The 25,410-nt window shown below is 67.4% G+C and carries 22 protein-coding genes and 1 other RNA gene; 9 read left to right on the top strand and 14 right to left on the bottom strand.

Going from position 1 to position 25,410, the window contains the following annotated elements; translation table 11 throughout:
* Window positions 1-86 precede the first annotated feature (86 nt).
* The 3 genes from FIV50_RS09335 to FIV50_RS09345 form a co-directional block, all read right to left on the bottom strand.
* On the bottom strand, window positions 87-779 hold the full coding sequence (locus FIV50_RS09335) for a coenzyme F420-0:L-glutamate ligase (RefSeq protein ID WP_181164187.1): 693 nt from the start codon (window positions 777-779) through the stop codon (window positions 87-89).
* Window positions 779-2,011 (bottom strand): RNA polymerase sigma factor, encoded by a 1,233-nt coding sequence (locus tag FIV50_RS09340; protein WP_042540194.1) that lies wholly within the window; start codon window positions 2,009-2,011, stop codon window positions 779-781. The genes FIV50_RS09335 and FIV50_RS09340 overlap by 1 nt, the downstream gene beginning before the upstream one ends.
* Window positions 2,012-2,178: 167 nt before the next feature.
* Window positions 2,179-3,120: a proteasome assembly chaperone family protein gene (locus tag FIV50_RS09345; protein ID WP_140037200.1), complete on the bottom strand. Its 942-nt coding sequence runs from the start codon at window positions 3,118-3,120 to the stop codon at window positions 2,179-2,181.
* 103 nt (window positions 3,121-3,223) lie between these two features.
* Between FIV50_RS09345 and FIV50_RS09350 the strand changes: the two genes are divergently transcribed.
* From FIV50_RS09350 to sucB, 3 genes are all read left to right on the top strand, one after another.
* A complete protein-coding gene (locus FIV50_RS09350; RefSeq protein WP_140037201.1) occupies window positions 3,224-4,699 on the top strand; it encodes a leucyl aminopeptidase in 1,476 nt (491 codons plus the stop codon).
* A 2-nt stretch (window positions 4,700-4,701) separates the two neighbouring features.
* Window positions 4,702-6,075, top strand: coding sequence for a dihydrolipoyl dehydrogenase (lpdA, locus tag FIV50_RS09355; RefSeq protein WP_140037202.1), 1,374 nt, complete (start codon window positions 4,702-4,704; stop codon window positions 6,073-6,075).
* Between the two features lie 67 nt (window positions 6,076-6,142).
* Window positions 6,143-7,918 carry a 2-oxoglutarate dehydrogenase, E2 component, dihydrolipoamide succinyltransferase gene (gene sucB, locus FIV50_RS09360; protein ID WP_140037203.1) on the top strand — a complete coding sequence of 592 codons (1,776 nt, stop codon included), beginning with the start codon at window positions 6,143-6,145 and terminating at the stop codon, window positions 7,916-7,918.
* Between the two features lie 8 nt (window positions 7,919-7,926).
* Here sucB and FIV50_RS09365 read toward each other — a convergent pair whose 3' ends face one another.
* Entirely contained in the window at window positions 7,927-9,441 is a 1,515-nt protein-coding gene (locus FIV50_RS09365; protein ID WP_140037204.1) for a hypothetical protein, read from the bottom strand.
* A gap of 161 nt (window positions 9,442-9,602) precedes the next feature.
* On the opposite strand from FIV50_RS09365, the gene FIV50_RS09370 reads away from it, so the two are divergent.
* The gene (locus tag FIV50_RS09370; RefSeq protein WP_140037205.1) at window positions 9,603-10,313 is read left to right on the top strand and encodes a DUF4191 family protein; all 711 of its coding nucleotides are present in this window, start codon (window positions 9,603-9,605) and stop codon (window positions 10,311-10,313) included.
* A gap of 65 nt (window positions 10,314-10,378) precedes the next feature.
* On the opposite strand, the gene FIV50_RS09375 is transcribed toward FIV50_RS09370, so the two are convergent.
* The gene (locus FIV50_RS09375) at window positions 10,379-11,566 is read right to left on the bottom strand and encodes a RimK family alpha-L-glutamate ligase (protein ID WP_140037206.1); all 1,188 of its coding nucleotides are present in this window, start codon (window positions 11,564-11,566) and stop codon (window positions 10,379-10,381) included.
* Between the two features lie 26 nt (window positions 11,567-11,592).
* On the opposite strand from FIV50_RS09375, the gene FIV50_RS09380 reads away from it, so the two are divergent.
* Window positions 11,593-12,072: an ATP-dependent zinc protease family protein gene (locus FIV50_RS09380; protein ID WP_140037207.1), complete on the top strand. Its 480-nt coding sequence runs from the start codon at window positions 11,593-11,595 to the stop codon at window positions 12,070-12,072.
* A gap of 6 nt (window positions 12,073-12,078) precedes the next feature.
* Here the strand turns inward: FIV50_RS09380 and FIV50_RS09385 are convergent, their stop codons facing one another.
* Window positions 12,079-12,465 carry an RDD family protein gene (locus tag FIV50_RS09385; protein ID WP_140038711.1) on the bottom strand — a complete coding sequence of 129 codons (387 nt, stop codon included), beginning with the start codon at window positions 12,463-12,465 and terminating at the stop codon, window positions 12,079-12,081.
* A 160-nt stretch (window positions 12,466-12,625) separates the two neighbouring features.
* Between FIV50_RS09385 and glnA (FIV50_RS09390) the strand changes: the two genes are divergently transcribed.
* Window positions 12,626-14,050, top strand: coding sequence for a type I glutamate--ammonia ligase (gene glnA / locus FIV50_RS09390; protein ID WP_140037208.1), 1,425 nt, complete (start codon window positions 12,626-12,628; stop codon window positions 14,048-14,050).
* 132 nt (window positions 14,051-14,182) lie between these two features.
* Window positions 14,183-14,401, top strand: coding sequence for a hypothetical protein (locus FIV50_RS09395; RefSeq protein ID WP_219846214.1), 219 nt, complete (start codon window positions 14,183-14,185; stop codon window positions 14,399-14,401).
* 18 nt (window positions 14,402-14,419) lie between these two features.
* Here the strand turns inward: FIV50_RS09395 and FIV50_RS09400 are convergent, their stop codons facing one another.
* Complete coding sequence (locus FIV50_RS09400) at window positions 14,420-14,920, bottom strand: GNAT family N-acetyltransferase (protein WP_140037209.1); 501 nt, start codon at window positions 14,918-14,920, stop codon at window positions 14,420-14,422.
* Between the two features lie 132 nt (window positions 14,921-15,052).
* Here FIV50_RS09400 and FIV50_RS09405 point away from each other — a divergent pair, with 132 nt between their 5' ends.
* On the top strand, window positions 15,053-16,207 hold the full coding sequence (locus tag FIV50_RS09405; RefSeq protein ID WP_140037210.1) for an AI-2E family transporter: 1,155 nt from the start codon (window positions 15,053-15,055) through the stop codon (window positions 16,205-16,207).
* Here FIV50_RS09405 and FIV50_RS09410 read toward each other — a convergent pair.
* From FIV50_RS09410 to FIV50_RS09425, 4 genes are read right to left on the bottom strand one after another with little or no spacing between them, the layout of a single operon-like run.
* Window positions 16,194-17,123, bottom strand: a complete 930-nt coding sequence (locus FIV50_RS09410; protein WP_140037211.1) for a diacylglycerol/lipid kinase family protein — start codon at window positions 17,121-17,123, stop codon at window positions 16,194-16,196. The genes FIV50_RS09405 and FIV50_RS09410 overlap by 14 nt on opposite strands.
* Window positions 17,124-17,132: 9 nt before the next feature.
* Window positions 17,133-20,108, bottom strand: a complete 2,976-nt coding sequence (locus FIV50_RS09415) for a bifunctional [glutamine synthetase] adenylyltransferase/[glutamine synthetase]-adenylyl-L-tyrosine phosphorylase (protein WP_140037212.1) — start codon at window positions 20,106-20,108, stop codon at window positions 17,133-17,135.
* 9 nt (window positions 20,109-20,117) lie between these two features.
* Window positions 20,118-21,455 (bottom strand): type I glutamate--ammonia ligase, encoded by a 1,338-nt coding sequence (glnA, locus tag FIV50_RS09420; RefSeq protein ID WP_042541155.1) that lies wholly within the window; start codon window positions 21,453-21,455, stop codon window positions 20,118-20,120.
* Window positions 21,456-21,457: 2 nt separating this feature from the next.
* Window positions 21,458-21,673 (bottom strand): SPOR domain-containing protein, encoded by a 216-nt coding sequence (locus FIV50_RS09425; protein WP_140037213.1) that lies wholly within the window; start codon window positions 21,671-21,673, stop codon window positions 21,458-21,460.
* A gap of 70 nt (window positions 21,674-21,743) precedes the next feature.
* On the opposite strand from FIV50_RS09425, the gene ppgK reads away from it, so the two are divergent.
* Window positions 21,744-22,490, top strand: a complete 747-nt coding sequence (gene ppgK / locus FIV50_RS09430) for a polyphosphate--glucose phosphotransferase (RefSeq protein WP_140037214.1) — start codon at window positions 21,744-21,746, stop codon at window positions 22,488-22,490.
* A gap of 62 nt (window positions 22,491-22,552) precedes the next feature.
* Here ppgK and rnpB read toward each other — a convergent pair.
* The 3 genes from rnpB to FIV50_RS09445 form a co-directional block, all read right to left on the bottom strand.
* Window positions 22,553-22,909, bottom strand: an RNA gene (rnpB, locus tag FIV50_RS09435) — RNase P RNA component class A.
* A gap of 30 nt (window positions 22,910-22,939) precedes the next feature.
* On the bottom strand, window positions 22,940-24,637 hold the full coding sequence (locus FIV50_RS09440; RefSeq protein WP_140037215.1) for a bifunctional 3'-5' exonuclease/DNA polymerase: 1,698 nt from the start codon (window positions 24,635-24,637) through the stop codon (window positions 22,940-22,942).
* A gap of 25 nt (window positions 24,638-24,662) precedes the next feature.
* Window positions 24,663-25,394 (bottom strand): zinc ribbon domain-containing protein, encoded by a 732-nt coding sequence (locus FIV50_RS09445; protein ID WP_140037216.1) that lies wholly within the window; start codon window positions 25,392-25,394, stop codon window positions 24,663-24,665.
* Window positions 25,395-25,410: the final 16 nt, after the last annotated feature.

Consider the following 25,410-nt stretch of genomic DNA (forward strand, 5'->3'; position numbering starts at 1 on the left):
GAAGAAGGCCCGGATGCCGAGCATCCGGGCCTTCTTGCTGTCTGGGTCCCTGAACCTGGTTCCCTGAGCCTTTCAACGGTGGAAGATCAGACCTCGCGGACGATACCCATCGGGGTCGACTGCGTCGCCTGTCCGAGCGGGTTGTCGCCGAGGATCTCGACGAGCCGACGCTCGCCCGCCTTGTCGAGCGTCGAACCGAGGATGTTGCCGCCGATGTCGTTGATGTCGACGACGGCCACTTCGAGGTTTCCGCCGAGCATCTTCTTCAGGCGCTCCGCGACGCCGCGGGGGTCCTTCGGACCGAGCACGACCGCCTGGTTGTACGGCGGGATCGTGTTCTTGGTCGGACCGTCGATCGCACGCGCCTTGTCGCCGGCGATGCGATAGAAGTCGCCGCGACGGCCGAAGGCCTTGGTGATGACCGAGACGCCGGCGGCGAACAGGATCCGCAGAGTGCCGCACTCGCGCAGTGCCATCTCCATGGTCTCGGGCATTCCGAGACCGATGCCGTAGGAGGTGCGGACGACGTATCGCGAGAGGAAGCGCGCCAGAGGGCGCGGCGAGATCTCATCGAGCCGATAGGACCGGCCCTGCGTGATCGCGACGATCTTCTCGGTCACGAACAGCAGGTCTCCCGGCTGCACCGCATCCTTCGCGTACTGCATGACGACCGAGTCGAGATCATCGTTCGGCATGACCACGCGCGTCCGCAGCGGAATGCGCGCGTAGCTCTTGCCGTCGACGCTCGCCTCGAGCGCTTTGCCCTCGTTCGCCTGCATCACTCGAGGTAGTCCCGCAGCGACTGCGAGCGGCTCGGGTGGCGGAGCTTCGCCATCGTCTTCGACTCGATCTGACGGATGCGCTCACGCGTCACGCCGAACGTGTCACCGATCTGGTCGAGAGTTTTGGGCTGGCCGTCACCGAGTCCGAAGCGCATCCGGATGACACCGGCCTCGCGCTCGGACAGCGAGTCGAGAAGCTGCTCGAGCTGACGCTGCAGCATCGTGAAGCCCACGGCGTCGGCAGGGACCACGGCCTCGGTGTCCTCGATGAGGTCGCCGAACTCGCTGTCGCCGTCTTCACCGAGCGGCGTGTGCAGCGAGATGGGCTCGCGGCCGTACTTCTGCACCTCGACGACCTTCTCGGGCGTCATGTCGAGTTCGCGGCTGAGCTCTTCAGGCGTGGGCTCGCGACCCAGGTCCTGCAGCATCTGGCGCTGCACGCGGGCCAGCTTGTTGATGACCTCGACCATGTGCACCGGGATGCGGATGGTGCGGGCCTGGTCGGCCATGGCGCGGGTGATCGCCTGACGGATCCACCAGGTGGCGTACGTCGAGAACTTGAAGCCCTTGGTGTAGTCGAACTTCTCGACCGCGCGGATCAGACCGAGGTTGCCCTCCTGGATCAGATCCAGGAACTGCATGCCGCGACCGGTGTAGCGCTTGGCGAGAGAGACGACGAGACGCAGGTTCGCCCCGAGCAGGTGGCTCTTCGCGCGCTGGCCGTCACGGGCGACCCACTGCAGGTCGAGTCCGAGCTGGCTGGCCTTCTCGGCGGCAGTCATCGTGGAGAGCTTCTCCTCGGCGAACAGTCCCGCCTCGATGCGCATCGCGAGCTCGACCTCTTCGGCCGCGTTCAGCAGGGCGACCTTTCCGATCTGCTTCAGGTAGTCCTTGACAGGGTCGGCGGTCGCGCCGGTGATCTGCGTCGAGTAGACGGGCACGTCTTCGTCGTCGTTCGACGAGATGACGATGGCCCCGGTCGGCAGAGGCTCGGTGAACTTCGGCTTCGAGTCCTCGTCGTCCTCGTCGGGCTCTGCGGCGGGAGGAGTCTCGTCGTCTTCGACGATGTCTTCGGCCTTCTTCTTCTTCGCAGGCGCGCGCTTAGCGGCGGCCCGCTGCGCAGCCGTCTTGGGGGCCGGCTTCTCGGCCGCCTCCTCGACGGGAGCGTCGACCTCAGGAGCGTCGGCGGTCTTCTTCGTCCGGGTCTTCTTCGTCGTGGCAGGAGTCACGTTTCGCCTTTCACGGGGCCGCTCGCAGGCCCCGGAGCATTTCGGACACTAGTAAGACCCTTGTCAAGTCCGATCTCCGGAAAGATCGATTGACAACGGGTCAGAGTCCTAGTATCGCACACGTGTGGGCATGCAGGTGCAATCCGCCGAAGTTCGCGCCTTCGGTGTCAGCCCCGACCCGGCTTGTCCTCGTCGCCGCTGGGACGTGAAGCGAGATATCGCTCGAGCTCTGCGGCCAGTTCGTCAGCGCTCGGCAGGTCGCGCTCGCTGAAACCCCCCTCGTCGTACGACCCGTCCTCGGGGTCACGACCAGCCATGTAGGCGTCGTAACGGCGCTCGAGCCCCTGCACCATCTGCTGCAGCTCGTCGTTGCCGAGCACCTGCTCGTCGACGCGGGTGAGGTAGTCCTCACGGCGCTCCTGCACCTCGTCGAGCAGGATCACCAGACCGGTCGCCGCCATCAGCTTCTCGGCGGCTGCGATCACGGCATCAGGGTTCTCGGTCTCGGCGAGATAATGCGGCACCAGCAGGACGAAGCCGACGACGCGATCGCCGTGCTCGGCGAAACGGAACTCGAGGAGGTGGCCCGCGGTCGCCGGCACCTGAGTGCGTGGACGCCAGACCGAGTGCGCCACCGTGAGCTCACGCCTGTTTCCGCTCACCGTCGTGCCGATGGGGCGGGTGTGCGGAACAGGCATCGCGATCGAGTGCACCCAGTTGAGCCCGGACACCTCGAACTCATCGGCGAGTTCGAGCACGGTGCGTGCGAACTCGTTCCATGCGAAGTCCGGCTCGTAGCCGGCGAGGAGGAGGAACTTCTGGCCGAGCGCGTCCGTCGCGAGCGACAGCTCGAGCCGTGCGGGGCGGAACTCGGTCAGGTGATCCTGATCGAACGAGATCACCGGGCGACGCGCCCGGTAGTCGAGCAGCACGTCGTTGTCGAAGACCGCGACGGGCTGAGGAGAAGTCGTCTCTCGAAGGTGCTCGATGAGCCCCGAGACCGCGTTGCCCGCGTCGGTGAAACCCGTGAGGAGCAGGACAAGGGGCAGTCCGCGCGGCACGACCGGCGCGTTCGCTACACGTTCATGGATCTCTCCGGAGAAGGGCATGAGTCAATGCTACGAGCAGCGTCGGACGGCCGGGCGGTGACCTTCAAGCTGAGAGCGAACACCCGCTCGGCGACCAGGCGCGCGACCAACCTAGGATGGAGTCATGACGCTTCCCGCGCTCTCGCGCACCTCAGATCATTTCCCCGGAAGCGCTGCAGACGCCGCAGTGCTCGTCATCCCCGAGATCTCGGACTCCACGGAGTCACTGAACGGCTATCCCGGTCTCGCCGAATCGCTGCAGGGCATCGGTTTCACTGGTTCGGCATCAGCCTTCACCCGTGCCTACGCACCCGAGGTCACGACACTGCCGTTCGCCGTCGTCGGCGTCGGGCGCGCCCCGGACGCCCAGGCCGTGCGCAATGCAGTCGGTACGGCGCTCCGCTCTTTGACCGGGTTCGAGACGGTGTCCGTGGCGCTGGCTCCGGGTCTCGAGGACTTCGCAGCCGCCGCCGCAGAGGGCGCAGTGCTCGGCGGATACCGCTTCGACGGCTACCGCAGAGAACCGGGCAAGAGCCGTGCATCGTCGGTGCTGCTGCACGCAGACCTCGATGACGCCGCCATCTCGAAGTCGATCGCCGTCGGCGAAGCCGTGGCGATGATCAAGGACCTCGTGTTCGTCCCCGCCGAATGGCAGAGCCCCGCCCAGCTCGCCCAGAGCGCGGCAGACAGCGTCGCGGGCCTGGCCGATGTCACCGTCGAGATCCTCGACGAGGACGCCCTCGCAGAGCAGGGCTTCGGCGGCATCCTCGGTGTCGCGCAGGGTTCTGACAGGCCGCCACGCCTCGTACGACTCGACTACGCACCTGCGAACGCCGCACGCCACATCGCGCTCGTCGGCAAGGGCATCACGTTCGACACCGGCGGGCTCTCGCTCAAGCCGGCCGCCTCGATGGTCGGCATGAAGTTCGACATGGCGGGCGCCGCGACGAGTGCCGCCGCTGTGCGTGCGATCGCCGCACTCGGCCTGCCCGTGCACGTCACCGCATGGCTCTGCATCACCGACAACATGCCCTCAGGGCGAGCGCTGCGCCCGGGCGACGTGATCCGCATCCTCGACGGCACGACCGTCGAGGTCCCGAACACGGATGCCGAGGGCCGCCTGGTCATGGCCGACGGCCTCGTGGCCGCGAGCCGCGAGAACCCCGATGTCATCATCGACGTCGCGACCCTGACCGGGGCGATCGTGATGGCCCTGGGCCACCGCCACACCGGCGTGTTCGGTGACGACGACGCGGTCGCCGAGTTCCTCGCGGCGACCGAAGCAGCCGACGAACTGGCGTGGCACATGCCGCTCCCGGCCTACATGGAGGACTCGCTCGACTCCCCCATCGCGGACATGCAGAACGCCAACATGAGCGATCGCATGGGCGGAGCCTCCTACGCCGGGCTGTTCCTGCGCCGATTCATCGGCCGCGTCTCCGATGAGAAGGACGCGCCCCGCATCCCCTGGGTGCATCTCGACATCGCCGGTTCCGGCGAGCACACCGGTGCGCCGTACGGCTTCACCGACAAGGGCCCCACAGGAGCGATGGTCCGATCGATCATCGCGTTCGCCGAAGCATCCCATAAGGAGGCATGACCATGACCACGCTCACCTTCGACATCGTCGTCCTGGGCGGAGGCAGCGGCGGGTACGCCGCAGCCCTGCGTGCGAGCGAGCTCGGCAAGTCCGTCGCTCTCATCGAGAAGGACAAGGTCGGCGGCACGTGCCTGCACCGCGGCTGCATCCCGACGAAGGCGCTGCTGCACGCGGCAGAGGTCGCTGAGCACGTGCGGGATGCTGCGCATGTCGGCATCTCGGCCACCCTGGACAGCATCGATCCGGCAGGCGTCCGGGCGTACCGCGAGGGAATCGTCGCGAAGAAGTACAAGGGTCTCGAGGGGTTGGTGAAGGCCCGAGGCATCACCACCGTCTCCGGCTTCGGCCGCCTCAACGCCGACCGCTCGGTGAGCGTGGGCGACGACGTGTACGTCGGCGCAGATGTGGTGCTCGCCACCGGCTCGTACAGTCGCACTCTCCCCGGACTCGAGATCGGTGGCCGCATCCTCACCAGCGAGCAGGCCCTGTCGCTCGACGTGATCCCCGAGCGCGTGCTGGTGTTGGGCGGTGGTGTGATCGGCGTGGAGTTCGCCAGTGTGTGGCGGTCGTTCGGCACCGAGGTCACCATCATCGAGGCGCTGCCCCACCTCGTCCCGAATGAGGACATCGCTATGAGCAAGGGGCTCGAGCGGGCGTTCCGCCGCCGCGGAATCCAGTACTCCCTCGGCATCCGCTACCAGAGCGCGACTCAAGACGACAGCTCCGTCACCGTCACGCTCGAGGACGGCAAGGAGTTCACCGCGGACTATCTGCTCGTCGCCGTCGGTCGCGGACCCGTCACGGCCGACCTCGGCTTCGAAGAGGCGGGCGTGACGCTCGACCGCGGCTTCGTCACGGTCGATCAGGACCTCCGGACCGGCGTGCCCGGACTGTGGGCCGTGGGCGACATCACTCCCGGACTGCAGCTCGCGCACCGCGGATTCCAGCAGGGCATCGCGGTCGCAGAACGCATCGCAGGGCTCTCGCCGGTGAACGTCCCCGACATCCAGATCCCGAAGGTCACCTACTCGAGCCCAGAGGTCGCCTCCGTCGGCGTCACGGAAGAAGCGGCCGTCGCAGAGCACGGCACGGACGCGGTGGTGGCATACGAGTACAACCTCGCCGGAAACGGCAAGAGCGAGATCATCGGCACCGGCGGGCTCGTGAAGGTCGTTCGGCTCAAAGACGGCCCCGTCATCGGCGTCCACCTGCTGGGCGATCGCGTGGGTGAGCTCATCACCGAGGGCCAGCTGGCCGTCGCGTGGGAAGCCCACCCCGAGGACATCGCCCCCCTGATCCACGCGCATCCCACGCAGAGCGAGGCACTCGGAGAAGCCTTCCTCGCCCTCGCGGGAAAGCCGCTGCACGCCCTCTGAACACCAACCGGTGAACAGTTCACTAAGCTAGACACGCGTCATTTAACTTCTTGAAGGAGACTCAGTCATGAGCACATCCGTCGTCCTCCCCCCTCTCGGCGAGAGCGTCACAGAGGGCACCGTCACCCGCTGGCTCAAGCAGGTGGGAGACACTGTTCAGGCGGATGAGGGCCTGCTCGAGATCTCGACCGACAAGGTCGACACCGAGATCCCCTCGCCTGTCACCGGTGTCATCGAGGAGATCCTCGTCGCCGAGGACGAGACCATCGAGGTCGGCGCGCTGCTCGCGCGCATCGGCGACGGCAGCGCAGCTGCTCCGACAGAGGACGCTCCCGCCGCCGCTGCCCCCGCTGCGGAGGAGGCCCCTGAGGCCGCGCCGCAGGCTGAGGCTCCCGCGGAGCCGGAAGCCGCCGCGCCCACTGCTGCCGAGGCAGCTCCCGCAGCCGCACCCGCAGGCGACGCCACCGACATCGTCCTTCCCGAACTCGGCGAGAGCGTCACCGAAGGCACCGTCACGCGCTGGCTCAAGCAGATCGGCGACACCGTCGAGGTCGATGAGGCTCTGCTCGAGATCTCGACCGACAAGGTCGACACCGAGATCCCGTCTCCCGTCGCCGGTGTGCTGCAGGAGATCGTCGCAGGCGAAGACGAGACCGTCGAGGTGGGCGCTGTGCTCGCCCGTGTCGGCTCCGGTGCTGCTCCGACCGCTCCCGCCGCAGAGGCACCGGCTCCTGCCGCGCAGCCGGCCGCCGCCGAAGCGCCCGAGGCGAAGGAATCCGTCTCGGAGGCACCCGTCGACAAGCCCGCAGAGCGACCTGCCGCTGAGGCTCCCGTGACGGCTCCCGCGCAGGCAGCTCCTGAGCAGGCCACCGGCGGCGCCGCTCCGGCTCCGGCCCCGACTCAGGCCGAGCAGAAGCTGTCTCTCCCCACCGAGAGCGACAACCTGTACGTGACCCCGCTCGTGCGCCGTCTGGCTTCGCAGCAGGGCGTCGACCTCGCCAGCGTCACCGGCACCGGTGTCGGAGGACGCATCCGCAAGGAAGACGTGCTCAAGGCCGCCGAGACCGCATCGTCCGCACCGGCTGCGGCCGCGGCACCTGCTGCCCCCGCTCCGCTCGAGGTCTCACCGCTGCGCGGCACCACTCAGCCGATGTCGCGCCTGCGCAAGGTTCTCGCCAAGCGCGCCGTCGAGTCGATGCAGCAGACGGCTCAGCTCACGACGGTCGTCGAGGTCGATGTGACCGCTCTTGCCGAGTACCGCGACAGCGTCAAGGGCTCGTTCCTCGAGAAGACCGGCGACAAGCTGTCGTTCCTGCCGTTCTTCGCTCTGGCCGCCGCGGAGGCGCTGCGCGCGTTCCCGATCGTGAACGCCACGGTCGACGGAGAGAACATCGTCTACCCGGAGTCCGAGAACGTGTCGATCGCCGTCGACACCGAGCGCGGCCTGCTCACGCCGGTGCTGCGCGACGCTGCGTCGAAGAACATCGCCGAGATCGCGCACGAGATCGCTGACCTCGCGGCACGTACGCGCGACAACAAGCTGAAGCCCGACGAGCTCGCCGGCGGCACGTTTACGCTGACCAACACGGGTTCGCGTGGCGCGCTGTTCGACACTCCGGTCGTGTTCCTTCCGCAGTCGGCCATCCTCGGCACCGGAACGGTCGTCAAGCGCCCCGGTCTGGTCAAGGTCGGCGGCGCGGATGCCATCGCCGTCCGGTCGTACGTGTACCTCGCGCTCTCGTACGACCACCGCATCATCGACGGAGCTGACGCCGCCCGCTTCCTCGGCGCAGTGAAGGCCCGCCTCGAGTCGGCGCAGTTCGCCGCTCAGCTCGGAGCCTGACCGCAGCATCATCCTGGCTGGTCCGCGACGTCGTACACGTCGCGGACCAGCCATTTCTCTGCCACCCGGACGAGCACGACCATTCGCTCCCCGTCATCGGACGCCGCTTCATCGCCGTCCCCCTGTGCCGAGGACACCCGGATCACAGCGACATCTCCGTACTCATCCACCGATTCGAGTCGCAGCGCTTCGTCGCTGCCGCTCAGCGCGTCCACGACGCCGACAGACCCCTGAGCAACCGCACCCTCACAGACCTTGTCGCCGTTCGCCCCGCAGATGCTGATCGCGCTGATGAGCACCCGTGCCGCCTCGACGGGTTGCAAGACGCCAGCTCCGTCGCGCGGCGATCCCTCCCCCGGCGCCCCCGGATCAGGCGCCGCATCCGGCTCTGCTGAAGGTGGAGAGGGGGTGGGCGTCGGATCGGTGGAGACGCGGTCGACATCCGTCGCGCGGGGAGTGCTCTTCGGGACGGCGGTGGCACCTCCCCCGTCAGGCTCCCCCGTCGCTCCGCCGGGCCAGAGAAGTCCGCCTGCGAGCACCGCGGCCGCGGCCGCCGCAGCGACGATCGTTCGCCGACCACGTCTCGCGGCGACGCGGCCGTCCGGGGCGGCGCCTGCTTCTGCCGCCTTCCCTCGATGGACGGATCCCCCGTCAGGGCCGCGCCCGGTTCGGCGCGAGATCCCGCGGTCGAGCGCGGCTCGCCAGGCGTAGAGGCGATGCACGAGCGCTGTGCCGAAGCGCGACGGCAACGCCCCGAGTCTGCTCGCCTCTCGCGGAAGCGACGCCCGGCTTCTCAGCCGACTCCGCGCGTCGGGCCTTGCGACGACCGCGCGGCTCGCCGCATCAGCAGCCCTCGCCAGCTCCGGCGCATGCACGTCCCGTCTCAGCGGCTTCGGAGCCGCTGTGTCGAACAGCTCAGCCTCCCACTTCTCGAGCTGTCGCGCCGGCATCCCCGGTCTCGCGGTCTCTGCACCCAGCCCCTCCTCGACCACGACCAGCAGACGAGTGAGTGCGCGATCCGCGCAGTCCTTCCGCAGCCGAGCCACAAGACCCGCAGCCGCCGCTCGCGCAGTCTCGCCCGCGCCGATCACGAACGTCGGTCGCCCGTCGTCCGTGAGCCACCACTCGCCTGTCTCCTCCTGCCCCTCGCCTCTCGTGAGTTCGCCCAGACCGCGCAGAATGCTCGCAACGAGAGTCGTCGTCTCCCCGGAGGTGAGCGCGGCCTCGGCTGCGGCCCGGCGGCCGAAGAACGACGAGACCCGCTCGGTGCACCACGGCAGAAGCACGTCATGCCCGTCGGATCGCCGCACGATGTCGAGCGGTGCCGCGACGTGATCATCGCCGGCGTGCTCCCACCCTGCCCAGCCGCTGATCGCCTCCGCGTCGACCTGCACCGCCACCGACCCCCCTCGGGTGACCAGCGTGCCCGCATACGGTCCTTCGCCGGCGTCGATCCTCCTGATCACCCGATGCACACCGGGCACGAGCGTCGTCCCGCGTGGTCGCGCTTCTGTGTCTGCCATCACCCCATGTCAGCGCATCGTCCGGATCGAGTGTGGACGGGAGGCGCGATGTGGACGCATCCGAGGGCTTCGGCGACCTGTGCAGAGAAAGAGGAGCACCCGGAATCCGCCTGACGCGAACGACGCCATGAGCGCCTCCCGGAGTCGGTATTCTTATGCACATGGCAAACCGCACGTCCGCGCCCGAGAAGCGTCCGGGGTTCTTCTCCCAGATCAAGTCCCTCTTCAAGTTCACGAGGGAGATCTACCCCTGGCTGCCCTGGGCCCAGATCGCGCTGCTGGTCATCGGCGTGCTCATCGGCCTCATCGTCGGCTACCTCATCCCGCCGTTCCAGGTGTGGACCCTCATCCTCTGGGGCATCTCGGGTCTGATGCTCGGTCTGCTCGGCGCGATGTTCCTGATGACGCGTATGTCGACCTCCGCGATGTACCAGAAGATCGACGGGATGCCCGGTGCCACGGGCCACGTGCTCAGCACCAGCCTCGGGCGCAACTGGCAGGGCTCCGAGACCCCGGTGGGAATCAACCCGAAGACGCAGGACGCCGTCTATCGCACGGTCGGACGCGGCGGCGTTGTCGTCGTCGGAGAGGGCTCACGCGGACGCCTGACCCGCCTCGTCAACGACGAGCGCAGCAAGGCCGCACGCGTCGCGCACGGCGTGCCTGTCACCGTGCTCTACGTCGGCCACGGCGATGACGACGTCGCCATCGCCGACCTCGCCAAGACGATCAAGAAGCTTCCGAAGGTCATCGACAAGGCCACCATGGGCGCTGTCATCCGACGCATCGAGTCGGTGTCGCAGTCGATCTCTTCGCTGCCGATCCCGAAGGGCATCGACCCCACCAAGGTGAGGGCACAGCGCCCGCGTTGATCTGACGCCCGCATACGACGAAGCGCGGCCGCACCTCTTGCGAGAGGCGGCCGCGCTTCGTCGTCTCACTCCGAGAGCGGCTGGCGTGGGAGCCGGCGGACCTTGGCGCGGCGACGACGACGCTCGGGCACCATCGATCGCATCTCGTCGAGCTTGCCGAAGCAGAACAGCCGATCATCGGCCTCGAGCACGACGTGCTTGCGCGGATTCGGGATGACGGAGACGCCGCGGTGCAGCGTGAGCACTGTGATGTCGCGCTCCCAGAGCCCGGCCTCGCCGAGCGTCTTGCCGACGAGGTCGACCGCGCCGTGCACCATCAGCTCGGCGACGCCATAGCCTGTCGAGACCGTCAGGCGCTGGCGCACATCGATCTCGGGGAATGCCACCTGCCCTGCGATGTAGTCGATGATCGCTCCGGCGACGTCGAGCTTGGTGGCCGTCTCGATGCCCTGGAGTCCCGGCGAGGAGTTGACCTCCATGACCAGCGGGCCGTCGTCGCCCTCGAGCATGTCGACTCCGGCGACACGAAGGCCCATGATCTGAGCCGAACGAACGGCCGCGCGTTCGTAGACGGGGTCGAGCTCGACGGCTTCGACGGAGCCGCCGCGGTGCACGTTGGAGCGGAACTCGTCTCCGGCTGCCGAACGTCGCATCGCCGCAACCACGCGGTCGCCCACCACGAGGGCACGGATGTCCCGTCCGCGGCTCTCGGAGATGAACTTCTGGATGAGCACGTTCTGATTGGTGGAGTGGAGGGTCTCGATGATCGCCTCTGCCACCTTCACCTGCGGTGCGAGGATCACGCCGATACCCTGCGTGCCCTCGAGGAGCTTGATGACGACGGGAGCGCCGCCGACCCTCTCGATCGCCGGCCGCACGTCCGCGCGATTGCGCACGAAGGCCGTGGGCGGCATGGCGATGTTGTGGCGCGAGAGGATCTGATTCGCGCGGAGCTTGTCGCGCGCACTCGATATGCCGTTCGCCGTGTTCGGCGTGTACACGTCCATCTGCTCGAACTGTCGGACCACCGCAGTGCCGAAGTAGGTGATCGAGTTGCCGATACGGGGCAGGATCGCGTCATAGTCGCTCAGCTGCCGACCGCGGTAATGCAGGTCCGGCTCGTCGGCCGTGAGATCGATCGCGAATCGCAGCGTGTTGAGCACCTTGACGTTGTGACCTCGCTGGAGCGCGGCGGCGCGCAGCCTTTGGGTGGAGTACGCCTGCGGCGCGCGGGAGAGCACTGCGATCTTCACGGGGGTTTTCCTGCCAGGATGGTCGGGTGAGTAAGTCATCCCATTCAAACACCCTTATCGGGTGGCGAGAATGGGTGAGCCTGCCCGATCTCGGCGTGGATTGGCTCAAAGCCAAGATCGACACGGGTGCCCGGACCTCTTCGCTGCACGCATTTCAGATTCAGGAGTTCGAGCGAGACGGCGTGTCGTGGGTTCGGTTCCGGGTGAAGCCCTGGCAGGACAGCCAGGAGGACGCTGTGATCGTCGAATCCCCCGTGCACGACCGCCGCGCCGTACGCAGCTCATCGGGCCATGCGCAGGAGCGACTCGTCGTCGAGATGCTGATTCGTCTGCACGACCGAGAGGTGCTCGCGGAGGTGACGCTGAGCAACCGGGATGAGATGGGTTTCCGGATGCTGATCGGACGCGAGGCGCTGAGGCAGGGCTACGTCGTCGACCCCGCGCGCTCGTTCCTCGGAGGTCGCGCACCGCGTGAGGCGAGACGCCGCAACCGCGGCAAGGAGTGAGCCGCGTCAGGCGCGGATGAGAACCAGTCCGGTCACCTTGTCGTGAATGCCACGCTGGTCGGCATCCCAGATGACCGCCGGGATCACGACGACGATGAGCAGCGTGCGCACGATCGGTCGCCACACCCCCACCCAGCCGCCACCGAGGCGCACGACGCGCATGCCGAGTATGCGGTGCCCGGGGCTGCCGCCCGCCGTCGGGATGAACAGGATCTGCAGCAGGGCGAACACGGCCATCGGCGCGAACATCGTCAGGCCAGCCTCCCCGGGCAATGCGAACTGGTCGTACCCGAGAAAGCCCGTGGCGATGATCGTCGCAGCGACATAGTCGATGAGGAGAGCGCCGATCCGCCGTCCAGGGCGGGCGATGCTGCCCGTCCCCGTCTGCGGCATTCCGAGTCGTTCTCCGGGGTACGTGTTCACAGCATCCGTCACGTATCCAGCCTACCGGCGCGTAACATGCCGGAAACAAAGCGGATACCGTGGGGTAACGCCCCGCACGTACTGTGCACAATGGCCGTGAAGCCATCGATCCGCAATCCAGGAGTCGTACATGTTCAAAGATTCGTCCGAGGTGCTGACCTACATCAAGGAGAACGACGTCAAGTTCCTTGACATCCGATTCACTGATCTCCCTGGTGTCCAGCAGCACTTCAACATCCCTGCGTCCACTGTCGATGAGGACTTCTTCGTCAACGGCCAGCTGTTCGACGGCTCCTCGATCCGTGGCTTCGCCAGCATCCACGAGTCCGACATGCAGCTCATCCCGGACGTGACGACGGCCTACGTCGACCCCTTCCGCGAGGCGAGCACCCTGGTCATGGTGTTCGACATCTACAACCCGCGCACGGGTGAGATCTACTCGAAGGACCCGCGTCAGGTCGCCAAGAAGGCCGAGAAGTACCTCGCGTCTACCGGCATCGCCGACACCGCTGTCTTCGCCCCCGAGGCCGAGTTCTACATCTTCGACGACGTGCGCTACTCGGTCACCGCCGGCGAGAGCTTCTACAAGGTCGACTCCGAAGAGGCCGCGTGGAACACCGGTCGCGAAGAAGAGGGCGGAAACCTCGCCAACAAGACCCCGTACAAGGGCGGCTACTTCCCCGTCAGCCCGGTCGACAAGACCGCTGACCTGCGTGACGACATCACCCTGAAGCTGATCGACGCCGGGTTCATCCTCGAGCGCTCGCACCACGAGGTCGGCACCGCCGGCCAGCAGGAGATCAACTACCGCTTCGACACCATGGTGCACTCGGCGGACGACATCCTGAAGTTCAAGTACATCGTCAAGAACACCGCTGAAGAGTGGGGCAAGGTCGCCACCTTCATGCCGAAACCGCTCTACGGCGACAACGGCTCGGGAATGCACACGCACCAGTCGCTGTGGAACGACGGAAAGCCGCTGTTCTACGACGAGGCCGGCTACGGCCAGCTCAGCGACATCGCTCGCTGGTACATCGGCGGTCTGCTCGCGCACGCTCCGGCTGTGCTCGCGTTCACCAACCCGACCCTGAACAGCTACCACCGTCTGGTCAAGGGCTTCGAGGCGCCGGTCAACCTGGTCTACTCGGCCGGAAACCGCTCGGCTGCCATCCGCATCCCGATCACGGGCTCCAACCCGAAGGCCAAGCGCATCGAGTTCCGCGCACCGGATGCTTCGGGCAACCCGTACCTCGCGTTCGCCGCGCAGCTCATGGCCGGACTCGACGGCATCAAGAACCGCATCGAGCCGCACGAGCCCGTCGACAAGGACCTCTACGAGCTTCCTCCCGAGGAGGCCAAGAACATCCCGCAGGTTCCGAACTCCCTGCTGGACTCGCTCGAGGCGCTGAAGGCCGACCACCAGTTCCTCCTCGAGGGCGGCGTGTTCACCGAGGAGCTCATCGAGACCTGGATCTCGTACAAGTACGAGAACGAGATCCTGCCGATGGCTCAGCGCCCGCACCCGTTCGAGTACGAGCTGTACTTCGGCGTCTGATCCGAAGACCCACTGAGAACGCCCCCGAGCTGCGGCTCGGGGGCGTTCTCGTCTTCCCGGGTCGCAGCAGCCTGTACCGTATCCGTCGTGCGGGGGATGTGAGCGGTCGATCGCGTGGGTATCGTCCTGAACATGACCGAATCAGACGAGAACTCCGAACCGGCCGAGAACTCGATGAAGAAGCCAGGTGCCGGCATCGCCCTCGGGATCGCGATGGGTCTGCCGATCGGCGCGGGGGCAGGGATGCTGCTGTTCGACAACATCGGCGTGGGGGCTGCGTTGGGCCTCGCGCTCGGTGTGGCGTTGGGCGCAGGCTTCGAGTCGTCGTGGAAGGCCGAGAAGTCCGAGTAGGGCACGGCCTGCGCGCACTCAATCGGTGAGGTCGAAGACCCACTCGTTCATCGTCAGGGCCGCACCACGGAACTCGTCCGTGACCGTGCCGACCATCTCGAATCCGGCGCGTCGACAGACGCCGTTCGAGCCCGCGTTCTCGACGGACGGAAATGCCGTCAGGAACCTCCGCCCGGCGCGGTGCTGGCGCGCATCGTCGAGCAGCAGCCCGAGAGCTCGAGATGCCACGCCTCTCCCCTGTTCCTCCGGAAGAACGAACCACCCCGTCTCCCACGCGGGCTCGCCGCGCCACTCGACGTTCCAGAAGCCGATCGATCCGAGCGCCGCTCCCTCAGCATCTTCTATGACGAACATCCTGGCCTCTCCCGCATCCCACAGTCGCAGGTAGCGGGCGTGGCGGTCGAGCAGCTGCCGCTCGCTCTCGACGCCGTTCAGATGGGCCGTCATCTCCGGAGTGTTCGCCAGACGCAGCAACTCGAGATCCCCCGCGGACCAGGGTCTGAACGTCAGCGCATCCATGCGTGAACGATCGCACAGGCATCCGACATTCACCCGCTATACACCACAACGAGCGTGACCGTGTCGTGCTTGCTTTCCCCCGCACCGACTGGTCAACTGAGGGGTCCGAACGAACACAAGCGAGGGGCCATCATGCGCCGCAAGAACGACAGGCTGCAGCCGAAGAAGGTCCACACGACCGAGACTCCCCCGGCTCAGCCCAAGACCGCGGCGGCAGCGATCGCCCGGATCAACCCCTTCATGTTCGGCCTGCTCGGTGCGCTCGGTGTGCTGGTCGCACTGCTGCTCGGCGGAATCGTCAATCAGCTCGCGACCGTGCTGGTCTACATCGGAGTCGCGCTCTTCCTGGCCCTCGGCCTCGACCCGATCGTGTCGTTCATCGAACGCAGGCTCCCCCGACCGGCCGCCGTCGCGATCGTGGTCTCCGTGGTGATCCTGGCCTTCGCGGGAATCATCCTCGCGATCGTCCCGCTCCTGGTCGAACAGGTGACCAATCTGATCCAGGACGGCCCCCAGATGGTCGAGGACTTCATGGCCAGCGCCTGGTTCAAGGACGTCAGCGAGCAGTTCGGCTCCACCTTCGACGACGCGGCACAGGGCGTGCTGAGCTTCATCCAGGATCCGGGCAACATCCTGAACATCAGCGGCGGCGTCTTCGCGGTCGGCGCCGGCATCGCCGGTGGCTTCACCGGCATCACGATCGTCCTCATCCTGACCCTGTACTTCATGGCCTCGCTGCGCAGCATGAAGCGCGTCGCAGTGCGGTTCGTCCCCTCGTACCAGCGCGAGACCTTCGGAGGACTCCTCGAGGACGTCTCGGGCGCAGTCGGTCGTTACGTGATGGGACAGGCGAGCCTCGCTCTGATCAACGGCATCCTGAGCCTCATCGTGCTGAGCATCATCGGAGCACCGGTGCCTGCGCTGCTCGCGCTGCTCGCCTTCATCGGGTCGTTGATCCCGCTCGTCGGAACCCTGAGCGCATCGATCATCAACTCGCTGATCTGCCTCATCGCGAGCCCGATCACCGCGCTCATCGCGTTCGGCTACTACCTCGTCTACATGCAGATCGAGGCCTACGTGCTGTCGCCGCGGATCATGAACAAGGCGGTTGCCGTTCCCGGTTCCCTCGTGGTGATCGCTGCCATCGCCGGCGGCGCGCTCGGCGGGATCCTGGGCGCGCTTGTCGCGATCCCGGTCGCGGCCAGCGTCATCATCATCGTGCAGAAGGTCGTCTTCCCGACGCAGGACAGCAAGGTGGTCCCGCCGGGCACTCTCAGCGAACGGTGAGGGCTGCGGGCTGAACCCGCACGGTGAAGTCGGAGACCGCTCCGACCTCTTCGCCATCGATCTCGAACGTCTGCGGCGACGCGAGCTGAACCCGCACGCGCTCGGCGGAGATGTGGGTCGTCGAGTCGGTGCTCACGGCAGTATCGACATTGCCCATCATGCGGCGGATGCCGTTCTCCCAGACGAAGGCACGGACGGTGTCGAGCCACTGCAGGGGCCCATCGGCGCTCACGAGCAGCATGTCGAGCAAGCCGTCATCGAGCACGGCGTCGGGCAGGAGACGGATGCCGCCCTGCACCATGCCGCAGTTTCCGATCAGCATCGTATGACCGCGAAGACCTTGCGGCTCCTGATCGTCGAGTGTGAGGGTGATGTCGGTCATCTCGGTGCCGGCGAGGGCACGCCCCATCGCTTCGACGTACGCGATCCACCCGGCCCTGTTCTTCAGGTCCTCGTCGGTCTCCACCAGCATCTGCGCGTCGATGCCGAAGCCGACCATCACCACGAACGCATGCTCGGTGCCGTCGTGATCGACCCAGCCCATGTCGATCCGCTGCGGCTCGCCGTCGCGGACCCGAGCCAGCGCGGCCGGGATGTCGTTCAAGGGGATCTCGAGGTTGCGAGCGAGCAGGTTGCCCGTGCCCTGCGGCACGATGCCGAGCGCGGAGTCCGTGCCCGCCAACGACTCAGCGACCGCCCTGACGGTGCCGTCTCCACCGACGGCGATCACCACGTCGCAGCCCGCCTCCACGGCCTCGGCGGCCATGCCGCGACCCGGGTCCTCGATGCTGGTCTCCCACCAGTCGACGGGCGTCTCGACGCCGTCGGAGACGAAGGTCGCGGCAACGGCTTCGCGTAGCGAATCCCCGTCAACCTTCGAGGGGTTCCAGATCACACCGAGCTTCGAGATCGTCATGAAGCCAGGCTAGCCGTAGAAGAGCTGCTCGAACGCCCTGCGCGCACGCCTCGTGACGCCCAGGTAGTCGTCGTCGAGCACGCTCGCCGACCGATCGGGGTATCCGAGCAGCCGACCGATCGCATCGAGGTCGCGCGGATCCGTCGGCAGCACATCGCTCGTCTTGCCGGTGTAGAGGGTGATCGCGGAGCGCAGGCGGCTCGACAGCAGCCATGCGGCGCGGAGGAGATCGGCGGCATCCGCCGGCACGAATCCGGCATCGACGGCTGCTCCGAGGGCCGTGAGGGTCGACGTGGTCCGCAGCTCAGGGACGGCGTGGGCGTGCTGCAGCTGCAGAAGCTGCACCAGCCACTCGACGTCGCTGAGCGTGCCTGGACCGAGTTTCAGATGACGGCGCGGATCCACTCCCTGCGGCAGCCGCTCCCCCTCGACCCGCGCCTTGATCCGCTTGATCTCGCGGGTGCCCTGCAGATCGATCTCCGCGGGATACCGGATGCTGTCGGCGAGGGCCGTGAACTTCGCAATGAGCGTGGTGCTTCCCGCCACTCCGCGTGCCCGTAGCAGCGCCTGCGCCTCCCACGAGAGCGACCAGCGTCGGTAGTACTCCGCATAGGCTTCGATCGACCGCACCACCGGGCCGTTGCGCCCCTCCGGTCGGAGGTCGGCATCGAGATCGAGCGGCACTCGATGATCGGTCAGGTGCTCCCGGAGTCCCGCGACGATGCGCGTGGCGAGCGACTGCGCCCGCTGAGGATCGACGCCGTTCGCGTCGTACACATAGAGGATGTCGGCGTCGGACCCGAAACCCAGCTCCGCTCCCCCGAACCGTCCCATGCCGATCACCGCGAAGTCGAGCGCCTCATCCTCGGCGGGTACGATCTCGCGCCGAACCGCGCGCAGCGCCGCCTGGATCGTGGCGTCGGTGATCTCGGTGAGCGAGGTCGCGATCTGCTCGATCGAGAGCACGTCGAGGACGCCGCCCATCGCCGTCCGCAGGAGCTCTCGACGTCGTAGGGCTCGAACCGCCTGCAACGCGTCACCCACGTTCCTGTGGCGTGTCTGGATCGCCCTGGCCTCCTCGTCGAGCGCGGCTCCGCTCCGCGGACGCAGCAGCTCGCTGCTGTCGAGCCAGGCGACCGACTCGGGGATCCACTCCATGAGCTCGCCGACGTAGCGCGATGACGACAGAAGCCTTGTGAGACTCTCGGCGGCTCCGGACGAATCCCGCAGCATCCGGAGGAACCAGGGGGTGTCGCCGAGGCGCTCACTGATGCGGCGGAACGCGATCAGCGCGTAGTCCGGGTCGCTGCCGTCGGCGAACCAGCGGACCATCACGGGCATGAGGTGGCGCTGGATGGTCGCCTTGCGACTCAACCCCGTCGTGAGCGCGCCGATGTGCCGCAGAGCGCCTGCGGGGTCGCGGAAGCCGATCGCCATGAGCCGATCGTGCGCCTGCGCGGTCGACAGGGTGCGCTCCTCTTCGGGCAGTGAGGCCACGGCACTCAGAAGAGGGCGGTAGAACAGCCGGGTGTGGATGTCGCGCACCTCACGCCGAACGCTCTCCCATCGAGCCCAGATCGCCTCGCCGGATTCTCCGAGACCCGTGCTGCGAGCCAGCACGCGCAGGCCGGCGGGCGTCCGAGGCATCAGGTGGGTGCGGCTGAGCTCCTTGAGCTGCAGTCTGTGCTCCATCAGCCGCAGCACGCAGTAGTCGTCAGCGAACGACGCTGCCTCTGCCCGACCGATGTAGCCGCCTTCGACGAGCGCGTCGAGGCTCTCCAGCGTGCCGCGCGTGCGCAGGCTCGGGTCGGTGAGGCCGTGAACGAGCTGCAGGAGCTGCACGGTGAACTCGATGTCCCGCAGGCCACCGGATCCCAGTTTCAGCTGGTGCGGCGCATCCTCCGGGTCGATGTGCTCCATGACCCGCTCGCGCATGCGCTGCACGCTGTCGACGAAGTTCTCTCGCGCGGCGCTGGAGAAGACCTTGGGCTGCACCGCGGCGATGTACTCGGCGCCGAGCTCGGGATCGCCTGCGAGAGGTCGTGCCTTCAGCAGCGCCTGGAACTCCCAGCTCTTGGCCCAGCGGTCGTAATACGCCAGGTGCGAGCCGAGTGATCGCACCAGCGCGCCCTGTTTGCCCTCTGGACGCAGTGCAGCATCGACCTCCCAGAGCGGCGGTTCGACCTCGATGCCGCTCAGACCCCGCATCGTCTCCCTGGCGAGGCGCGTCGCGATGTCGATCGCCTTCGATTCCGAGACGACCTCTTCGTCTGCCGTTCCCCCCACGAAGATCACGTCGACGTCGCTGACGTAGTTCAACTCGCGTGCGCCGGCCTTGCCCATGCCGATGATCGCGAGCTGTGTGGCGGCGACCTGTTCGTGGCTCATCGTGTCGACGAGCCGTCGACGGGCGACCGCGAGGGCTGCCTCGAGCGCCGCGCCGGCGATGTCGGCCAACGCTGCGGCGACGTCGCCGACGATGCGAACGGGACTGTACGACGTGAGGTCGAACGCGGCGATCGCCGCGAGGTTGCGCCGGTAGGCGACTCGAAGCGTCACCACCGCCGCGTCGTCTCCGGACTCGGCGAAGCCATCGCGGGCGCGGACTGCATCCAGCATCCGCTCGCGCAGTTGATCTGCCGACGGCAACTCGGGCATCGACTCGCCCAGCACCGTGATCTCACGAGGGTGTCGCAGGAAGAAATCCGCGAACCCCTGCGACGCGCCGAACACCCGCCACAGGCGTCTGCGCGCCTGCGCGTCGGCGAAGAGTGTCGCAAGCGGTGCCGGGTCACGCCGCGCCACGCGCAGCATCCCCTCGACCGCCGCATCGGGGTCGGCCCCGTCGGCTTCACCGAGCAGGAGGGATCGCTCGACACCGATCAGCGTCGCGAGCTCGGTGAGGTTCGCCGCCGCCTCACTGAGCTCGGCGAACCCCAGCCTGGCCAGCGCGGAGAGAGAGACGGAGTCGTCCGAACGGGCCATGGGCGACGCTCAGAGAAGCTCGAGGTTGTTCTTCAGCTCCAGCGGCGTGACCTGGCCACGGTAGGCCTCCCACTCCTTGCGCTTGTTGAGCAGCACGTAGTTGAAGACCGACTCGCCGAGGGTCTCGGCGACGAGCTCGGAGCTCTCCATGTACTCGAGCGCGTGGTCGAGGCTCGCAGGCAGCGCCGAGTAGCCCAGCGCACGGCGCTCGGCGTCACTGAGCGACCACACGTTGTCCTCGGCCTCCGGCGGAAGCTCGTACTCCTCCTCGATGCCTTTGAGGCCCGCTGCAAGCATGAGTGCGTAGGCGAGGTAGGGGTTCGCCGCAGAGTCGAGCGCGCGGTACTCGACGCGCGACGATCCGCCCTTGTTGGGCTTGTACATCGGCACCCGGACGAGCGCGGAGCGGTTGTTATGGCCCCACGTGACGAAGCTCGGAGCCTCGTCGCCGCCCCAGAGGCGCTTGTACGAGTTGACGAACTGATTCGTCACCGCCGCCATCTCGTTGGCGTGCCGCAGGAGACCGGCGATGAAGTGGCGACCGGTCTTCGACAGCTGGTACTTCGCGCCCTCTTCGTAGAACGCGTTGCGCTCGCCCTCGAAGAGCGACATGTGCGTGTGCATGCCGCTGCCGGGGTGGCCGCTCAGAGGCTTCGGCATGAACGTCGCGTAGACGCCCTGCTCGATCGCGACCTCTTTGATGACCGTGCGGAACGTCATCACGTTGTCGGCCATGGTCAGCGCGTCCGCGTAGCGGAGGTCGATCTCGTTCTGCCCAGGCCCGCCCTCGTGGTGGCTGAACTCGACGGAGATCCCAAGATCTTCGAGCATCCGCACCGATCGGCGGCGGAAGTCGTGCGCCGTGCCACCGGGCACGTTGTCGAAGTACCCGGCCGAGTCGACCGGAACCGGCCCCTCAGGACCGAACGACGAGGACTTGAGCAGGTAGAACTCGATCTCGGGGTGCGTGTAGAAGGTGAACCCGGCGTCGGCGGCCTTGGCCAGAGTGCGCTTGAGCACGTGCCGCGGGTCGGACACGGCAGGTCGCCCGTCGGGCGTGGTGATGTCGCAGAACATGCGCGCGGTGGGGTCGATCTCGCCGCGCCACGGCAGAGTCTGGAACGTGGTGGGGTCGGGCTGCGCGAGCAGGTCGGACTCGTAGCTGCGGGTCAGGCCCTCGATGGCAGAGCCGTCGAAGCCGATCCCCTCGGCGAACGCGCCCTCGACCTCGGCCGGCGCGATGGCGACGGACTTGAGGGTGCCGATGACATCAGTGAACCACAGGCGGACGAACTTGACGCCCCGCTCTTCGATCGTCCGGAGGACGAAATCTCTCTGCTTGTCCACGGTCACTCAGCGCCCTTGCCGGTGCCGGCGTCCCAGCCGCTCTCGGCTGCTTCCTCCTCGGCCCAGGCACGCGAGCGCTCCTTGAGCTTCTCGGGGGCACGAGACGCTTCGACCTCGGTGTCGAACGGACCGACGCGGTCAGCGGAGGCGGAGATCATGCCGAACTCCACCTGACCGGTCTCCAGGTTGTACCAGTACTTCTCATCGCCGTTCGACATGGCCGATCCCCTTCTTCACGTGGTGTCATCGATCCTATCGGCGCTGACGTCGGTCGCTAAGCTATCGACCATGGCAAAAGCGATCGGCGTCGATATCGGCGGCACGGGAATCAAGGCAGGTCTCGTCGACCTGGAGCACGGCACCATGGCCTCGGACAGGGTGCGCGTGCCCACTCCCAAGGGCGCATCTCCGCAGGATGTCCTCGAGGCGGTGCAGACAGTTCTGAAGACCCTCGACGTCAAGGACTCGACTCTGCCGCTCGGCGTGGCGTTCCCCGCCATCGTCAAACGCGGCAAGACTCTTTCTGCCGCGAACGTCTCGAAGGAGTGGGTGGACTTCGACGCCGAGAGGTTCTTCCGCGACGGACTCGGACGCAACATCGTGTTCGTGAACGACGCCGACGCCGCGGGTGTCGCCGAAGCGCGCCACGGTGCGGCCCGCGATGTGCGCGGCTTCACGCTGCTCACCACGCTCGGAACCGGCATCGGCTCGGCGTTCCTCAACGACGGCGTGCTGCTGCCGAACACCGAGCTCGGTCACCTGAACTTCGGCGAGTACGAGTCCGTCGAGACCTACGCCGCAACGTCCGCGCGCGAGCGTGAAGGACTCAGCTGGTCGGAGTGGGCCGAGCGTCTGCAGAAGTTCTACTCGCACATCGAGTTCCTCTTCAGCCCCGATCTGTTCGTGGTCGGCGGCGGCGTGTCGAAGAACGCCGGAGACTTCCTCCCGCTGCTCGACCTCAAGACCCCGATCGTCCCGGCGATCCACCGCAACAACTCGGGCATCATCGGCGCGGCATCCCTCGCCGGCGACTGACCCCACGACCATCGACAGCAGAAGGCCCCGCCGATCCGGTGGGGCCTTCTTCGATGTCTGGGCGAATGGGCCGACCTGTACGCCGGGTTCTGTTCCGGGGTTCTTCGCCCCTTCGACGGCCATCTCTCTCGGCGACACGTTGCCGTGGCACTCTAGCGGTCTACCCGAGGACTCGGCGAGCCGCGTCAACATCCTCTGTCTGACCTTGCTCCGGACGAGGTTTACCTGGCGGGCCATGTCACCATGGCCCCCGGTGGTCTCTTACACCACCCTTTCACCCTTACCCCTTGCGGGGCGGTCTGCTCTCTGTGGCACTTTCTCGCGGATTGCTCCGGGTGGGCGTTACCCACCGTCCTGCCCTGAGGAGCCCGGACGTTCCTCGGTGCGGTTGCCCGCCACGCGACCGTCCAGTCGACCCATTCGCACGTCCAGTCTACGACCAGAGCGCCCTACTTCTCAGCCGACTCCGCGATCCGCAGATCGAGCGGAACCTCGATCGGGAAGCCCCCGAAGAGCCGGCGTGTGGCCACCGCTGCGGCTTCGCGCACGGCGTCCGCGGCGGCAGCCGCCTGCTCCTGGGGAACATGCAGGATCACCTCATCGTGCAGGAAGAAGGCCAGGTGCGCGCGCGAGCCGAAGATCCCGGATGCCGGGGCCACCCGCTCTGCCTCGGGAAGCCTCTGCAGGCGGTGTCTGATCTCAGCGAGCCAGATCAACGACCATTCGGCGGCGGTGCCCTGCACCACGAAGTTGCGGGTGAAACGCCCCCAGTCCCGAGCGCGACGCCGCGCGAGGGCGACCTCGGCGGGATCGGCGTCGGCATCGGTGGCTGCGGCCTGCATGGCCTCCCACTCCATCGACGGACGAGGAGACGATCGTCCCAGCCAGGTCGAGACCACTCCCCCGTCCTCGCCGAACCGCGCCGCCTTGTCGACGAGCGCCATCGCCCGCGGATACACCTTCCGCAGTCGGGGAACTAGTCGCCCGCTGTCGCCGGTCGTCGCCCCGTACATCGCCCCGAGAACGGCGTACTTCGCCTCTTCGCGCGTCGCCACGGCGCCCGATTCCACGACTCCGGCATACAGGTCTTTGCCCTGCGCCGCTCGCGCCATCGCACGGTCTCCCGCCATGCCCGCGAGCATCCGCGGCTCCAGCTGGGCGACGTCGGCGACGACCAGCGTCCATCCCTCGTCGGCGCGCACCGCGGCGCGCAGGTTGCGCGGCAGCTGCAGAGCGCCACCTCCGGCCGATGCCCACCGCCCCGTCACGACACCACCCGTGATGTAGATCGGTCGGAAACGTCCGTCGTGCACCCACTCGGCGAGCCACGCCCATCCGTTGGCACTCAGCAGCCGCGACAGCTTCTTGTAGGCCAGCAGCGGCTCGACCACGGCGTGGCTGTGCTGGGCGAGCTCCCACCGACTGGTCGACTCGACCTGCACGCCGACGCGGTGCAGAGCGCGGAGCAGCTTCGGCTGGCTCTCGAGGTTGAGGTTGGGGTCGCCGAGGATCGAACGCACCCGCTCGCCCTGAGCCACCATGCGACTGGGAAGGCCTCCCGCGATCGGGCGGGTGCCGAGTATCTCGGTGAGGATGCCGTCGTGCACCGACTCGTTCCACGGCAGGCCCGCGGCTCTCATCTCCTCGGCGATGAGGCCACCGGCGGATTCGGCCGAGGTGAGCAGGGTGAGCCGCCCGTCCTTGCTGTCGCGAAGCACGCGACGCTGTTCGCGGTACTGGTCGAGGGCGTCGCCGACAGGGTCGTCCGGTGCATCGTGCGCGATGACGTCGAACAGCGCCGGCGCTTCATCGACGGGTTCGCGTCGCACCCAGGCCGCCGACGGTGCGAGCGGGCGCGGAACCTTGTCGGTGTCGCGAAGAATCGCATGGCACAGCAGCAGGTCGTGCGAACGGCTCAGAAGCACGCCCGCGGCGAGCAGCACGGGGTAGATCTCCCTGGCACTGCGGATCACCCAGCGCGGCGGGTTCTCGCTCTCCTGAGTCGCGACCCATGAGGCCAGCTCAGACGCGGAGAGTTCGACACGACCGACCTCGGCATCCTCGGCATCGATTTCCACCGCCGTGTATCCGCCCGAGCCTGCCGCCACGAGGACGACGCGACGCTCGGCCTGCTGCCGCGAGTTCACCGCCGTCGCGCTCGCGGCGCAGAGATCACAGCCCGGATTCCTCGGTGCGCACCAGGATGCAACCGCACTCGGGGCAGAAGACGACGAGGTCGTCGGGCGCGTTGCGGATGTCGTTGAGGTCGGTGCCCGGAAGCAGCATCCGGCAGCCTTCGCAAGTGCCACGCGTCAGCACAGCCGCACCCACGCTGTTCGCGGCGCGACGCGTGTAATCGGCCAGGAGCGGCGCAGGAACGGAGGCGGTCACGGCCTCGCGATCGCGCGTCAACTGGGCGAGAAGGTCGGTCGCGGCAGCGACGTCGGCCTTGGCCTGAGCGGTGAGCGCAGTGCCCTCGGAGGTCGTCGTTCCGAGCAGCGCCTGCTGTGCAGCGACCGCTGCCTCGGCGTCTTCGACACGGCCCATGAGATCGAGCTCGATGTCCTCGAGGTCGCTCTGACGCTTGGCGAGGCTGGCGATCTCGTGCTCGAGTGCCTGCGCCTCCTTCGAGTTCGTCGCCGTGGCGAGGCGGTCGGCGTCGCGGGCGCGGCGCTGCTCGACGAGCTTGACGTCGGACTCGAGCCGCGTGAGCTCTGTGCGCACGTCGTCGCGCGTGCCGGTCAACGCAGTCAGCTCGCGGAGCTGATCCTGACGGATCGCGACGAGCTCGGTGATACGGGCGGCCTGAGGCGGCTTTGTGCGTGCGCGCTCCGCCTGCGCGATGCGCCGGTCCAGGTCGGCGACGTCGAGCAGGATGCGCTGGTGTTCTGGGCTGGCGTTCACGCTCTCAAATCTAGTC

Source organism: Microbacterium foliorum (genome assembly GCF_006385575.1).
Classification (GTDB): Bacteria; Actinomycetota; Actinomycetes; order Actinomycetales; family Microbacteriaceae; genus Microbacterium; species Microbacterium foliorum_B.

Bases quoted from the DNA above. Each gene is read 5' to 3' on its own strand.
- lpdA (WP_140037202.1), top strand. From the start codon at position 4,702: ATGACCACGCTCACCTTCGACATCGTCGTCCTGGGCGGAGGCAGCGGC.
- FIV50_RS09365 (WP_140037204.1), bottom strand. From the start codon at position 9,441: ATGGCAGACACAGAAGCGCGACCACGCGGGACGACGCTCGTGCCCGGT.
- FIV50_RS09400 (WP_140037209.1), bottom strand. From the start codon at position 14,920: ATGGATGCGCTGACGTTCAGACCCTGGTCCGCGGGGGATCTCGAGTTG.
- ppgK (WP_140037214.1), top strand. From the start codon at position 21,744: ATGGCAAAAGCGATCGGCGTCGATATCGGCGGCACGGGAATCAAGGCA.
- FIV50_RS09395 (WP_219846214.1), top strand. From the start codon at position 14,183: ATGACCGAATCAGACGAGAACTCCGAACCGGCCGAGAACTCGATGAAG.
- FIV50_RS09405 (WP_140037210.1), top strand. From the start codon at position 15,053: ATGCGCCGCAAGAACGACAGGCTGCAGCCGAAGAAGGTCCACACGACC.
- FIV50_RS09410 (WP_140037211.1), bottom strand. From the start codon at position 17,123: ATGACGATCTCGAAGCTCGGTGTGATCTGGAACCCCTCGAAGGTTGAC.
- FIV50_RS09335 (WP_181164187.1), bottom strand. From the start codon at position 779: ATGCAGGCGAACGAGGGCAAAGCGCTCGAGGCGAGCGTCGACGGCAAG.
- sucB (WP_140037203.1), top strand. From the start codon at position 6,143: ATGAGCACATCCGTCGTCCTCCCCCCTCTCGGCGAGAGCGTCACAGAG.
- FIV50_RS09370 (WP_140037205.1), top strand. From the start codon at position 9,603: ATGGCAAACCGCACGTCCGCGCCCGAGAAGCGTCCGGGGTTCTTCTCC.
- FIV50_RS09350 (WP_140037201.1), top strand. From the start codon at position 3,224: ATGACGCTTCCCGCGCTCTCGCGCACCTCAGATCATTTCCCCGGAAGC.
- FIV50_RS09345 (WP_140037200.1), bottom strand. From the start codon at position 3,120: ATGCCCTTCTCCGGAGAGATCCATGAACGTGTAGCGAACGCGCCGGTC.
- FIV50_RS09415 (WP_140037212.1), bottom strand. From the start codon at position 20,108: ATGGCCCGTTCGGACGACTCCGTCTCTCTCTCCGCGCTGGCCAGGCTG.
- glnA (WP_140037208.1), top strand. From the start codon at position 12,626: ATGTTCAAAGATTCGTCCGAGGTGCTGACCTACATCAAGGAGAACGAC.
- FIV50_RS09425 (WP_140037213.1), bottom strand. From the start codon at position 21,673: ATGTCGAACGGCGATGAGAAGTACTGGTACAACCTGGAGACCGGTCAG.
- FIV50_RS09385 (WP_140038711.1), bottom strand. From the start codon at position 12,465: ATGCCGCAGACGGGGACGGGCAGCATCGCCCGCCCTGGACGGCGGATC.